Source organism: Chitinophaga ginsengisoli, assembly GCF_003014595.1.
Taxonomy (GTDB): Bacteria; Bacteroidota; Bacteroidia; order Chitinophagales; family Chitinophagaceae; genus Chitinophaga; species Chitinophaga ginsengisoli.
Genome location: NZ_PYGK01000008.1, coordinates 141,012 through 155,675, shown reverse-complemented (window position 1 = coordinate 155,675; position 14,664 = coordinate 141,012). Strand labels below are relative to the sequence as shown.

7 protein-coding genes are annotated in these 14,664 nt (G+C 45.7%); all 7 read right to left on the bottom strand.

All coding sequences use genetic code 11. The features are described 5' to 3' along the window. Positions 1-50 precede the first annotated feature (50 nt). Positions 51-1,058, bottom strand: a complete 1,008-nt coding sequence (locus CLV42_RS19855) for a FecR family protein (RefSeq protein WP_170117580.1) — start codon at positions 1,056-1,058, stop codon at positions 51-53. 87 nt (positions 1,059-1,145) lie between these two features. After that, positions 1,146-1,736 (bottom strand): RNA polymerase sigma factor, encoded by a 591-nt coding sequence (locus CLV42_RS19850; RefSeq protein WP_211303494.1) that lies wholly within the window; start codon positions 1,734-1,736, stop codon positions 1,146-1,148. Positions 1,737-2,029: 293 nt separating this feature from the next. Continuing rightward, a complete protein-coding gene (locus CLV42_RS19845) occupies positions 2,030-3,274 on the bottom strand; it encodes a glycoside hydrolase (RefSeq protein WP_146154434.1) in 1,245 nt (414 codons plus the stop codon). A gap of 166 nt (positions 3,275-3,440) precedes the next feature. Then, on the bottom strand, positions 3,441-5,018 hold the full coding sequence (locus tag CLV42_RS19840; RefSeq protein WP_106603680.1) for a glycoside hydrolase family 43 protein: 1,578 nt from the start codon (positions 5,016-5,018) through the stop codon (positions 3,441-3,443). A 48-nt stretch (positions 5,019-5,066) separates the two neighbouring features. Further along, the gene (locus CLV42_RS19835; protein WP_106603679.1) at positions 5,067-6,851 is read right to left on the bottom strand and encodes a RagB/SusD family nutrient uptake outer membrane protein; all 1,785 of its coding nucleotides are present in this window, start codon (positions 6,849-6,851) and stop codon (positions 5,067-5,069) included. Between the two features lie 19 nt (positions 6,852-6,870). Beyond that, a complete protein-coding gene (locus tag CLV42_RS19830; protein WP_106603678.1) occupies positions 6,871-10,041 on the bottom strand; it encodes a SusC/RagA family TonB-linked outer membrane protein in 3,171 nt (1,056 codons plus the stop codon). 328 nt (positions 10,042-10,369) lie between these two features. Continuing rightward, positions 10,370-14,476, bottom strand: coding sequence for a hybrid sensor histidine kinase/response regulator transcription factor (locus CLV42_RS19825; protein ID WP_146154433.1), 4,107 nt, complete (start codon positions 14,474-14,476; stop codon positions 10,370-10,372). Positions 14,477-14,664: the final 188 nt, after the last annotated feature.

Here is a 14,664-nt window from a genome sequence, read left to right as displayed (position 1 = left end):
TTAAAATCTACCTGATTGCAGGTACTTGCCTGTACCTGTAATTATCTTTATTACCGCTGTGGTTGCCTCCGCAGCGGTTTTTTCTTGCTGATAGTAATGGTATCTCCCTCTATGTGGTAACTAAAGCCATTCAGTTGGCTGATCATATTCATAACTTCCCCTATATTTTCTTCATGCAGGAAGGAAAAGGAAAAACGGGATTTTTTCAACTCAGGATCAGCGAATACGATGGCTACATTGTACCATTTGCCTATGGTCACTGCAGCTTCTTCCATGGTCACATTGTCCAGTATTAACTCGCCCTTCGTCCAGGCTATCATATTGCCTGCTATGGTGTCTTTCAGGGCCACCTGCTTATTTTGCAGATGATATTCCAGGAGCTGATTGGCTACAATGACGCCCAGCTTTGTATCGCCTTCGGCTACGCTAACTTTACCGTTTACCACTGCCACTGTCAGTTGCTGGTCGTATGCCTGTATATTAAATGCGGTACCCAGCACCTTAGTTGTAACACCGCCAGTATGCACCAGGAAGGGCTGGTTGTCGCGGTGTGTTACATCAAAATATCCCTCACCGCTGAGGAATAACTCCCGTGTGTTGCCGGTAAAACTGACAGGATAACGAAGTGTACTGCCGGCTTTCAGCCATACGATAGAACTATCTGCCAGCTTCAGTTGGAGACGCTGTCCTGGAGGAACTGACACCTCCTTATAAGCAAGGGAAGTGGTCCGGGAGGACGCAAACCATAGGTAGGTACCTGCCCCGGTAGCCAGCAGCAATAAGATCACTGCTGCATAGCTTAACCAGCGGCGCTTGATATGTATAGGTTGTTGGACAAAACGCGGATTGTCTGTAATCTGCTGATATAGTGCATCTGATTCATCAGGGTTTAATTGCTGTGTGGGCGTCAATTCCGCCCAGATGCGATCTATTGTCGACTGGAGGGCCGGGTTTTCTGTTGCCTCCCCGAGGTACTGCATAAGTTCTTCATAATCTTCGGCATTGATGTTATTGTTGACCAGGTAGCCGAGCAGCTGATATATGCGTTCTTCATTCACGTGAATTACATTTAATATGCCCTTAAAAAGGTGATATAGTGCAATACACGCGAGCCTACCCATTCGGGTAGTCAGTTTTAAAAAAAATTAATAAAACATAGAAAGTAAGAGTACGGGAAGGAGAACTTCGGTCTTGTCAAAGCAGGACCGCAGGGTTTTTAATGCGCCTGTGAGATGGTATTTTACGGTGTGGACGGAGATTTGCATACGGGCGGCAATTTCCTCATAGGTAAGCCCTTCAAATCTGCTTAACCGGAAAACCATTTGTTGTTGCAACGGTAATTTATTCAAAATCTGTGTAGTAAGACGTTCGAGATCAGCATTGAGAATGGCTTCTTCTGTCTCATTATGCTCCGGGTGCATGGTTAGCCACAGTTTCTTACGGGCAGCCTCTGAGGTGGCTGTTTGCCGTAACATATTCAAGGTCACTCTTCTCGCTATTGTAAATAACCAGGGGGCCAGCGGATATTCACCATTCAATTGTAAGCGGTGCTCCCACAGTCGTAACAGGGTTTCCTGTACTACTTCCTTGCTTTGTTCCTTGTTTTTGAAAAACTGGTAAGCCAGGCCATAAATCCTTTGGCTGTATTGGTCAAATACTACCCGGAACGCGGATTCATCCCCCTCACGCAGGCGCATGATCAGATCCCAATCAAAAGATTTTATGACACTTTCCACTAACCAGGTAATTAATTTAGAAAAACGTGGTATTGACCCCAGAATATGCTGATGAGTCTAAGGTATGGAATTTAATATCGATTTTTTATCTTTTTTAGTTGTATGTAATTTTTGCAATGGCTGGAATGGCTGCTAAATCCTCCTCCCATGGACAGGCCGGCTATTGCCCTATGCTTGCTGTCAGTTAAAACAGGATACTTTTTTTCAATGAAATAAACAACGCCGGATATGATGAGTATTCCAGCTCTCTATTCAGCGTTGTTTATTTGATGATCTGTAATACAATAATAGCGTCAGTTAGATACCAGGGTCGTGATACTGGATGCGGGCAGGTTGATTCCAAAAGCATTATTTGAAATGCTAAAACTGCTTGATTCCAGATTGGAAGAACTGGTAGTTGCATAACGATTGAAACTGTTAACGGTTGTTCCGCTAATAGTAAAAGGCTGATACGTGATGGCAGTATTCGTGTTAATGGCAACGATCACGATTTTTGATCCGCTCTTGTAAGCCGTGGTGTATACACCCGTTGTCGGATTTGCTGAGCAGGCGATTTTGGTATAACCAGGCCGAACGTATCTGGCAAAGTGCGCCATGACATAACCTACTTTTGTGATACTGCTGTTCTCATCTATCGGGCCGTAGAAACGACGGATATACCACCACACATAAGCAGCCCAACCTGCTGTCATACAGTCATGAATCTCTTTAGCTGCATTCATTGCGTTGGGCCAGTCATTACCACTGATGGAAGAATTGGTATAGTGCTCAGTCATCCATACTGACTTACCGATATTGCCTAGATTATATGGTGTTTTGCCATAAATATGTCCGCTTACAAAAAGCGTTTTAGACTTTGCCGTGGCATTGCTCAGATATGTGTTGATGAAAGTCTGGTCCATATTAAAAGGCTCGGGGCACATAATCGGGGCGCCACAATTATCTCCCTGGGCAGCTACGAAATTGGCTATCTCCGCAGCCGAAGCATGCATCCATCCCGAAGCCATGTAGTTAGGTTCATTCCAGGGTGATAATGCGTATACACCACCTACTGCCTGCGTATAGGCTCTTAGATGCGCAGCATAATCACCCCATGCACTGCCTCTCAGATAAAGTCCATCCATCATAGCCGAAGGTGCGTTCCAGGCGGTGGCAATTACTTTCGCACCATAGCTTTTGGCAACATCAATCGTGGTTTTTTCTGCGGCAAACTGGCTGCTGGAGGTAGGAACCATCACACGGAGAATACTCATGCCAATGCCACTGCTGGTTGAGAAGGCTTTTGTTCTCTGGTCTGCTGTTAAGTCACCTATCCAGATTGGAACGCTCATGCCTCCAAATCCCTGTATGGTTTGTTGTACGGTATTGGCGTCAATTGTAGCAGTTGACATTATACTAACATCGGTTGCGTTTTCCGCATTAGTTGCTTTTTTGCTATCAGGAGTGATGTCTTCCAGATGCCGGGTGCAAGACGACATCATTAGACTGAGGGAAAGAAATGGCATTGCCAGGTGTCTGAGAAAAAAAGTTGTTTTCATGGTTAATCTGTTAAATAATTAAATAGGTTTTTACAAAACGGCTGATGATGTCGTATCAGCAATGTGAGCTTTGCATAGCGCTAAATCGGAGGGTTTTCCTTCATGGTTTTTATTTTGAGGGTGATAAATCAAAACGTGGGTCTCCATCTAAGCATTCGCATGCAGGCTATTGGTTGCCGGAAATCTTATTGTTAATGTGGAAGAAATCAAAATCGGCATACCCGCCTGCCTGCCTGGTTGCATAATTAAACAAGCCGAAGCGGTATCCCATAAAGTGTGGTATCGTGTAAGACATCTGTAACAGTGTGCCTATCTGCTTCCATGATTTTCCGTCGAGGCTGTAGTAAAAATATCCTTTATCAGATCTGTTACGGAAGTCACAATCCACTTTAAGGTACACGTGCTTTTGCCCGAGGGCAATGCGTTCAAGTTCCACAGGCGATCCTGATTCAGCGCTCACCATCACAACTGATCGGATATCTCCTGTTATCCTGACACCCACCCATCCCCATTTTTTTTGTAACAGCATTAATCCGGCACAATCGCCATCTTTCATCCCCGATACGTCAATAGCTGTTACGCCCGAACATACCGGTCCGAAAGTCCGCTGTGTGAGCATATTACGGGCAAGCAGCACAGTGGTGTCCACACGGCCGGTAGTAAGCCTTAGATATCCCGGGCGTTGTGTCAGAGACCAGTTGCTGTTGTCCGGATTGTGATTCCATTGCCATACAAGGGGAAGTGAGGCTGCGCCGGGTTTTCGGGAGAATTCATCGGAGGCTACGATCCCTGGATCATAGCCTTTGCCAGCCGGCAGATCCAATGTGTCTGAAACATGGCCATTTATACCAAGGACGGGCCATTCGTTCTCCCATGTAACAGGAACGAGATATGGTATCCTGCCTACCGCACCGAAATCCCGGAACAGGTAAGCATACCATTTTCCGGCGGGCGTACTGACCAGTCCTCCCTGTGCTACTCCTTTATCCTGCAAGGCCAGCCGGCCTTCATAAGGCCCTGTAATTTTATCTGCACGGTGAATTGTCACTGTACGCATTCCTCCTTTTGGCCAGCAAATATTAAAGAGATAATACTTCCCGTTGACCTTGAACAACTGTGAGCCTTCTGCCGGCAGCCCGATGTCAGGCCCGGCTGGTAAGCTTGCATTTTCTATGATCACCTTACTTTCTGTATTTTGTTTGAGTCCCGACAGGTCTTCGTTCAACTCGGCCAGCATGATCCTGCCACTGCCATAAACCATATATACCCGTCCGTCATCATCAAAGAACAGTGAATGATCATGTAAGGCGGGTTTGAAAGAAATAGCTTTCCATGGCCCTTTTTCAATATCTCTGGTAGAATAGATATATGTCTTTCCTGTGGTACCTGCAAAAGTGCTTACATAAAAGACGCCGTTATGATAACGGAAGCTGCTGGCCCAAGAGCCCTTTCCGTATGTGCTCTTCCCATTTTTCAGGTTCAACTCGTCAACATCATCGAGCGTATTGTATGCATAACTGATGATCTTCCAGTTAACAAGATCTGTTGATTGCATAACCGGAACACCAGGACTCATATGCATTGTTGTACTGCTCATATAGTAGGTATTTCCTACGCGCAGGATGGACATGTCCGGCACATCTGCATAAATAACAGGATTTCCGGCCTTTTGGGCCTGAAGGCCCGGCGTGGTGAGCACCATCGCCAGGGCCGTCAGGCATTGATTTACAAATTTATTTTTCATGATAAGGTTTGATGGTAGTTGCAGGTCGTTTCTATTGTTTCGGCCTGGTTAGTTTGCATACCATGGGTTCTGTGAAAACGCAGGGCCTTCAGTTACCAGGTCTATCTGTTGCTGCGGTATGGGCCTCAACATATGTTCCTGCACGATATTGGCCGCTGCTTCATCATTATATTGTTTAACTCTTGCAACAAGTGTTTTAGTACGTGAAAGGTCGTACCACCTGTTGCATTCGCCATACAGTTCTCTTGTCCGTTCGTCGAGAATAAAGTCCAGCGTTACCTGGGCTGCCGTAATAGTCTGGGCGGCCACCGCTGCGGTATACTGTTCCGGTGTTTGCCCTGGTTTTAGCGCGGCTCTTATTCTCAGTACATTTAACATATCGGCAGCTTGCTGTAATGTACCGCCTCCTTTCAGTGCTGCTTCCGCTGCGATCAGGTACACCTCCGAAAAGCGAAACAGGATATAAGGTCTGTCAGAATAATCGTTCATATCAGCCCTTGTGGAGTCATCCCATTTACGCAAAGATGGGTAAAGTAAACTGGTATAGGGCACTGTTGCACCTGGCAGATAATCGGGTTCGAAAATAATTCCCCTGAATGCGGCTCTTTCAGCGGATGTCACCACCCTGTCTGCCATCCAGATGGCTGTGTCAACACCATTGACAAGTGTACCCCGCGGCGTAGCTGCCCCGGGAGTGCCTTTCACGGCAGCTGGCGCACTGTTGGATAGCCAGATAGTCTGAAAGGTGCCATCATACCGGGAGTCAGTAGCTCTGTTAGCAAAAGCGACGTTGAGCACATACCGCATATTGGGCCTGATCCTTTGCCAGGGGCGTCCATTCTGCATATCTCTTACACAGACGTAGGCGCCTCCGGTGCCTGGATAGTTGGCATTTACGGTAGGATAGTTCGGCCGGAAAAAGAAGTTGGATTTATTTTCTTTCAGGTTGGAAGCGCCGGTGCCTGTCTGAGAGTTTTCGCCAAATTTCAGGTCTTTGGTATGGTCAATAACCATCAGTGTCTCGCGTCCGTATTCATTGCCTTCCAGGAAGCCCTGAGCAAAAACGGGCCATAGATCCAGGCCATATACACCTTTATTGTCGATAATGCTTTTAGCTGTATTAAAGGCGTCAGTGAAATCAGTCGGTTTTGCCGCAGCTGACCATCCCCGCCACAAATAGGTTTTCGCCAGCAGATAAAGGGCTGTGGCCTTATATGCGGGTTTACCCAGTCCGGGAGCCGGTTGATCAGGCAACACGGCTGCGGCATCCTGCAGGTCCTTTATGATCGCATCGTATACTTCGGCCATGGGGGTTCTTGCATCGGCAGTCGTTGCGTCGGTATTAAAAGTGAGGTGCAATGGAACATCACCAAAGGTTGTGACCAGGTAGAAATAACAAAATGCCCGGAGGAATTTAGCCTGTGCAAGCAGATGCGCTTTTTTACCTGCATCCATAGCAGCATCCGGTCCAAATTGAAGAATACCGTTGGCGGTGTTAATGTCTATATACATGGAATTCCAGAAGCCGCTGTAATCATTGGTATTGCTCTTCATCAGCGTTGAATAGGTGAAGTTATGCTGAACATCTGCAGCACCGCCTCTGATCATTTCATCGGTTCCACCATTGAACAGTTGTGTAAAGATCTGTGTGCCCCAGTGACCCCGAAAGGAGGAATATATGCCGGCCACACCTCCGTCCAGACCTTCCGGCGTTCTGAAATAAGCGGGATCGATCGTTGCCCGTGGCTGCTCTTCCAGCACTTTTTTACAAGACACTCCCGTTAACAACAATGCAGTTATCAACAGCCACGATATTTTTATATTCAGTTTCATATTGAGCGAAGTTTCAGGATTAAAATTTAACGTTTACACCAAACATATACTGCCTTGTCGGAGGCACACCCATACCTACGGTGATGGCCCTGCCGGTGACAGGTGTTCCTCCCGCTGTAGAACCGACAGCATTGCCATTGCCGTTACCTTCGGGATCAATTCCCAGCCCGTCATGTACTAGCGGAGCCCAGAGAATAAATGGATTCTGCGCAGCCAGGTAAACCCTCATGGAACTAATGCCAATCTTGCTCGTGATCTTCGAAGGCAGGTTATACCCGAGGTTGATAGATCTTATTTTTATAAATGAGCCGTCGCGGTAAGACAGGGTAGATGTATATTGTAAAGCATCCCTGCTGGCATCGGGTTGAGGAAAATCGTTGGTGGGATTATCAGGTGTCCAGTAATTCACCTTATATTGGTTGACGCGGCTGTTCATAAAAAATGGATAACCGGCAGCACCGCCATCAGCAGTCAGATAAGTAACAACTACTGTTTGCCCGATACGTCCAAACGTAACAATATTCAGATCAAAGTTTTTATAGGCAAAACGGTTACTGAATCCAAATACAAAGTCAGGCTGGAAGTTGCCGATCACCTGGCGGTCTTCAGCACCAATTGTTCCGTTACCATTAACGTCCTGTATCTTGATATCGCCTGGAGCAGCCCCGTATTTGCTTGCATTTTCTTTTTCACCAAGCTGCCATATACCAATCTTTTTTACATCATAAATTACGGTCAGCGGTTGTCCCACATACCAGCCATTGCCAACATCCTGAGTCAGCCCGGGTTGAAGCGCAACGATCTTTTCCCTGGCCATTGAAAAATTCAGATCCGTATTCCATGTAAAGCCGCTGCGGCTTTTTACATTCAGGCTGCTGAGCGTTATTTCCAGACCATGACCAGCCGTTTTTCCCTGGTTAACAAGTACGGAGTTAGCTCCTCTGCTTCGTGGTAGCTCCTTGCTCAGCAGGATATCCCTGGTATTGACGTTGTAGTATTCGATGGCGCCGCTTAAACGGTTGTTAAAGAGCCCAAAATCGAGTCCTATATTATACCCCCTGGTAGATTCCCAGGTGAGTTTAGGGTTAGGTAGTGTGTTGAGCAGGTAACCAGATACGAAGTTAACATTGGGAGATGTGCCGGGGCCATAATTATAGAAGTTGGAAGAGAGGCTTCCAATTGTAGTATAAGGCGCAATGGTTTGATTGGAACTTACGCCCCAGCCAACTCTCAGTTTGAGATGATCTACCCAGTTTACTTTGCGCATGAAACTTTCGTTGTTGAGGTTCCATCCCATAGACAAGGCAGGATAAGTAAACCATTGATTGCCGGGAGCCAGTACAGATGCACCGTCCGTCCTGACTGTGGCTGTTAACATATACCTGTCATCATAGGAATAAAAGACACGACCCATATAAGACAACAATCCGCGGTCACTGTAGCCGGATGGATTGGCTGTCAGTGAATTGGCCAGCTGAAAATTATAGTCCTGGATATAGTCAGCCGGAACTCCCTGTCCATTAAACTGCTGGCTCTGGTTAAAGTTTTTTACTACTTCATGCAATGCAATTGCCTGTATCTTATGTTTTTTGGCAAATGTCTTTTCGTAGGTAAGCGAGTTGTCTACGGTATAGCTCCATGTTTCATCGTTCGACTGACTCAGGGTGGCGCCGGCAGTAGTAGTGTTTGTATTAAAAACAGTTCCAGGCCCGGTGTAGTTATTGTTCATGGTCTGTATCCAGTCAAGCGCGAGGCTGGACCTGAATTTCAATCCCTTGATGATCTCAAGCTCTCCATACACATTCGTCAATGTTCTGAACCGGCGTGTACGCGCCTTTATCTTGTCGTTATTGCCGATGGAAGTGAGTGGACTTATTTGTTGCGCATCATTGGATTGCTGTATCGCTGGCTGAAAGTTGATGCTTCCGTCGGCATTATAAGGAAGATACAGCGGACTTAACCTGGTAGCAGCGCCGTAGGCATTTGTGTTAACACGATTAGCCCAATTCATCGTATTGGTAGTTGTCAGCCCGACTTTTATGCGTTCAGTCATCTTATGATCGATGGCGATATGCAATGAACCGCGGTCGAAGCGCTGATCTGGTATAATGCCTGTTTCGCGAAAGACGCCGAACCCGAAACTGTAGAGGGTTGTTTCATTACCACCAGCAACGCTGATGTTATGGTCAGTCCGGATCGCCGTTGTCAATAGAAGCTTCTGCCAGTTTGTATTAACACCATTGGCAAGGTTTTCCTGTTCAATTGGAGTAAGCGCGTTGGGATGAGGATTATTGGGATTGGGCTGTCCCTGTTTTGCAGCCTCCTTGAAGGCGGCATATTCCTGCCCGTTAAAGAGATCGTAGGTACCCATTGCCTGGGAAATACCGACGTAGCCATCATAACTGGTAACGGATTTGCCCTGCCTGCCTCTTTTGGTGGTAATGATAATAACACCACCTGATCCGCGTGACCCATATATGGCGGTAGCGGATGCATCTTTCAATACATCGATGGTTGCAATGTCATTGGGATTGATGTCATTGATGCTGCCGCCTGAAAGTGGTATGCCATCTACGACAAGTAAAGGGCCGTTCTGGGCGTTATTGGCGCCTGAACTGGATGCAAGGGAACGATTACCCCTGATCCTGATCTCACCGCCGGTGCCTATACTGGAGCCATTGTTTACAATGTCAATGCCGGCGGCCCGACCCTGTAACTGGTTATAGATATTAGGTGCGCCCACTTCTCTTAACGTTTCTCCCTTTACAGAAACCGTAGCACCTGTCACATCCTTCTTTTTTGCCGTGCCATAACCTATTACTACTACCTGTTCCAGGTCACTGACTGCCGATTTCAGTGTCACATTAATAGTTGTTTGCCGGTTAACGGCCATTTCCCGTGGTACGAATCCGACAGAAGAAATCACCAGAATGGCGGAAGGAGAGGTGGTAAGTCTGAAGAAACCTTCATTGTCGCTGTGTACACCGGTTTTGGCGCCTTTTACCGTAATACTTGCGCCGGGAATAGCTGTCCCATCGTCTCCCGTAATGCGCCCGGTAATAGAGATGTTTTGTGCGCTGGCATAGGGGAGCGCTAAAAAAATAAATAGAAAAGCGAGCATCATTCTCCCTAATTGGAATTTAAAGAAGGTCGACGCTTCGGGTAGGCTGTGCGTAACCGAAAATTTCATAATCGTGGTTTTATTTTTTCTTTAGTACTACGTAGGAGCTACGTCCTAAATCATTCAGGCGAATGTAACCGCACTGTTGCGGGAGTCATGGTTGATTTGTAAAAATGAATAGCACAAATGTTTAAATGGGTACATTTCGGAAAGGAAGTGCCAGGAATGATATGAAAAAAGCACGTAATAAATAAGGAATAGGTCCCATGTCAATAGTTGTATTGACTTATTTTTCGTGGCGAGCCAGAAAAATGAAAGGCGTTAATTCCATATAATCAGTGTAGGAAGGAACTTCCTGTAAAAGCGGGGTGGGGAGACGGCTAACGAAGGATGTATGTTAATTGACAGGCCGTTTTTTCAAAAGCTGGTATTCAGAAGGTAATAGGTTGAATTTCGCTTTGAAAGCCCGGGCAAAATAATTAGGTGTAGAAAATCCGACGGCATAGCCGATCTGGGCAATTTTCATATCGCTGTTTTCCAAAAGGTCCGCTGCCTTATTCAATTTAATGGAGCGGATAAATTCTACAGGCGTTTCACCTGTCAATTGTACTATTTTATTGTACAATGACGCGCGGCTCATATAAAGATGTTTACTTAAATCTTTCACTGTTAAAGTATCGCTGTTGATATTGTCCTCTATATATTGCGTAACCCTCACCAGGAACTTTTCGTCTTCCGATTCCACTTCGGCAGCAGGTATAACTACCTTTAGCTGGCGGGTATAAGTGTCTTTCAGACTTTTATTCAGCAATAACAGGTTGCTGATCTTAACATTTAATATATCAAAATTAAACGGTTTGGTCAGGTAGTCACTAGCGCCCGTTTTCAGGCCTTTTAGCTGGGAAGCGTCGCCTGTCATCGCCGTTAACAGAATGATCGGGATATGGCTGGTCCTTTTGTCTGACTTAATTTTCTGGCATAGCTGTATTCCATCCATATACGGCATACTGATGTCGCTCACAATTACCTGAGGATGAGCCGAAAGTACTTTTTGCCATCCCTCTTTACCGTCTGCCGCTTCTATTATTTTATAGAACGGTTTCAAGTTATCCTTCAGATAGTAGCGGAAATCGTCATTGTCTTCAATCAGCAACACTGTCAGTCTTTCTGTAGCAGGAACAGTCGCATCTTGCGCCGGTCGGATATCTGCTACGGATACGTCGCCCGGGTCAATATGTCCATCTGTACCTATTACCGGCTGATCCGTACCATCACCTGGGGCCTGCATTGGCTCCAGTGGTAATTGAACAGTGAAGCTGCTGCCTTTCCCAGGTATACTTTCAACATTTACCGTACCGCTGTGCATTTTCACAAATTCCAGCGCAATGGAGAGACCAATGCCGCTACCCTGATTCAGTATACCGGGGGGAACGTCTCCCTGGAAAAATCGGGTAAAAATCTTCTCCCGGACATCCTGCGCCATACCAACACCGGTATCTGTAACCATAATCCCGAGGCCCCGGGTGGGGTCATGATCAACATTAAGTGATATCTGACCGCCTTTAGGTGTGAATTTAAAAGCGTTCGACAAAAGATTAAACAGTATCCGCTCAATTTTATCACGATCAAAACTGGTGTAGAAGCTGCCTAGCGTACTTGTAAAAGAGAAATTGATATGCCTGCGATCGGAAATATCCTTAAATAATTCTACCACTTCTCCTATAAATGATATGATGTCGCCTTCTGTCAGATTAAGCTTTAGCTCTTGTGCCTCCAGCTTACGGAAATCCAGCAGCTGATTTACCATGTTTAAAAGTTTCCTGGCGTTCCGTTTTATCAGATTCAGCTGCTTTAGTTTGTTCTGGCAATCTTCTTCCTGGATCAGCCTTTCAACAGGGCCGACAATGAGAGACACCGGTGTCCGGAATTCATGGCTTAAGTTCGTAAGGTATTTGACTTTGACCTGCTCAAATTCGCGCTGTCGCTCGGCCTCTTTCCTTTCCAATTCCATGGTTTGCCTTATCTGAAGACGCTCCTGTTCCAGGGCAAACTTGTTTTTCAGTTTACGGATAGCTCGTTGTCGCAGCCCCCATAAGATAAGGCCTGCAGTGACCACATAAAAAATATAGGCATACACAGTGAGCCAGAAGGGAGGCCTTACCGATACGTGAATGACTGCCTGTTCTGTAATCCATGAACCGTCATCACTGCTTGCTTTTACCCGGAATAAATATTCGCCGGGCGGCAAATTGGAAAATACTGCTGTTCGGGAAGTACCCACATTATTCCAGGTCTTATCAAAGCCCTCCAGGATATATGAGTACTGGCTTTCCTGGGGAGCCGTATAATTCAGGGTTGTAAAGTCAATGGAAAAGTTTTGTTTGTAGTCCAGTTTCATTTCCTTAGCCACTGAAATGTGTTCTTTGATGGCAGCTTTATTGCCCGGTATTACAGAGCTGTTGGAAATCCGTAGATCTGTGAGCACGATCTTAGGTACATTCCTGTTGAAGTTCAATAGCTTAGGGTTGAAATAGTTAAATCCATCCAATCCGCCAAAGAACAGTTCTCCTTTGCTGGTTTTCAGGCCTGCTCCCAGGCAGAATGTACTTCGTTGTAAACCGTTATAGGGGAAATAGTTTTTGAATCTGCTGGTTGGCGGATCGAAACTGCTGATTCCCTTGTTGGTGCTAACCCACACTTTTCCTGCGTCATCTTCCAGTATTTTATAGATGACAGCATTAGATATACCTTCCTGTTCAGCGTACTGAACAAATTTTCCGGTTTTACCGTCAAACAGACATAATCCTTCACCTGGCGTACCGACCCAGATCCGTTCGTTCCTGCCGGCACAAATGGTCTGTATATCATTGGCTGGTAAGTTACTGTTGTCTCGATTAAATACCCTTATTTTATTCAGGGATGGATCAAGCATTATTATTCCTGCTCCCACAGCCCCAATCCAGATATTTCCGGATTCATCCTCCTCTATGGTCCTGATAAAGCCCCGGCTAAGCGCATTAATATCAGCCGGATATCCGCGATCCTTATCAAACCGACGGAATTGTCCCGATACAGGATCGTAAATATTCACACCATTCCCGTTCGTGCCGATCCAAATATTTCCTTTACTGTCTTTTTTCAGGCAGAAAACATCATTGCCGGAAAGATCATTTGGCCCATTACCTTTCATATAGTGCCGTACATTACCCGTTTTCATAGTAAGTACATATAGGCCCTGCATAAAAGTCCCGATCCAGAGTTCTCCGTTTAAATGCTCCAGTGCAAGTACTGCCGGTGGTTTCTCGCCGCCGGAGAATTGCAGATGGTCGAATAAACCGGTGCATCTATGATATAAATTGATGCCACCTCCGTCCGTTCCGACATAAATATCTCCATTTCCATCCTCAGAGAAAGAAGTTACAACCGGAGCGCTCAATCCCCTCGGATCAAAGGGATCGCTCTCCCGGAGATTGAAGAAAGCAAGGTTCTTATCGAATTTGCTAATGCCACCCTGGTATATTCCGATCCAGTAGATACCGTTCTTATCTATAAAGATGCTCCGGACTGACTTGCCGTGCAAACTATACTTATTTCTGGCATCATGCTCCACTCTGCGCGATGTCTTTTTTTGCAGATCGAAGATGTTCAGACCTTCCTCCGTGCCAACCCACAAGCTGTTGGGAGCCTCTGGCGTTATTGTCCAGATCCGGTTGCTGCTTAGTGTTTGCTTATCTGTTTTGCTATGTGTGTAAGTGCGAAACCCTTTCCCGTCAGGTAGCAACATACTTAAACCGCCATCGTCGCTACCAATCCATAAATTACCGTTATGATCTTCTGTTATTGCCTTAATGGAATTGTCGGGGAGCGACAGCGGGTCTGCAGGATTATGCCCAAAATATTTAAAATCGTCCGTGCTTCTTTGATAGAGGTACAATCCTGTATTTCCCCCTATCCATACCCTGTGCCTGCTATCTTCAATTATGCAGGTAATGACATTTGACACAAGCTGACCAGGCTTGCTGGCGTCAGCATGATAACGGGTTGTTTTCCCGGTTTGCGGATCAAATGTAAATAAGCCAACATAACTTCCAATCCACAGCTTGCCTGCATGATCGCGGAAGATTGTACGTACAGTATTATTTAAAGTGACCCTGTAGTTAGTAAAGCAATCCTTTTTGCGATTGTAAAGGGATAGTGTGGCATTTGTTCCCACCCAAAGATTGCCAGACCGGTCTTCATGCATTGCAAGTATTGAGTTAGCTCCGATGCTTGTAGTATCGCTCTGCCTATGCCTGTAAACAGAGAAGTTAACCCCGTCAAATTTGTTGAGACCATCGTCTGTACCAAACCACATATACCCGCACTTATCCTTTAGTATGGTAGTAACAGTATTGGAGGACAGGCCATCTTCACTGCTGAAATTGACAAAGTTAAGATCACTTTGCTGCGAAAAAGCTATCTGTGACCATAGCATCAGATAAAAAATATAAAGAATATATTTCACAACACATGGAATTATCAGATTTATATAGCCGTAGGAATCTTCCTTAAAAATAGGAGAATAAAGTAGAACTTTAATTGTTTTGTTGACAATTTATAAATTTTTGCTGCGGTATAGCGTGGTGCCAAATAAAACAGTCAGCAGTATTGGTTAAAAACCATACTTGCTGACTGTAGTTGTCAAGCCGTATT

Bases quoted from the DNA above. Each gene is read 5' to 3' on its own strand.
- CLV42_RS19835 (WP_106603679.1), bottom strand. From the start codon at position 6,851: ATGAAACTGAATATAAAAATATCGTGGCTGTTGATAACTGCATTGTTG.
- CLV42_RS19845 (WP_146154434.1), bottom strand. From the start codon at position 3,274: ATGAAAACAACTTTTTTTCTCAGACACCTGGCAATGCCATTTCTTTCC.
- CLV42_RS19830 (WP_106603678.1), bottom strand. From the start codon at position 10,041: ATGAAATTTTCGGTTACGCACAGCCTACCCGAAGCGTCGACCTTCTTT.
- CLV42_RS19840 (WP_106603680.1), bottom strand. From the start codon at position 5,018: ATGAAAAATAAATTTGTAAATCAATGCCTGACGGCCCTGGCGATGGTG.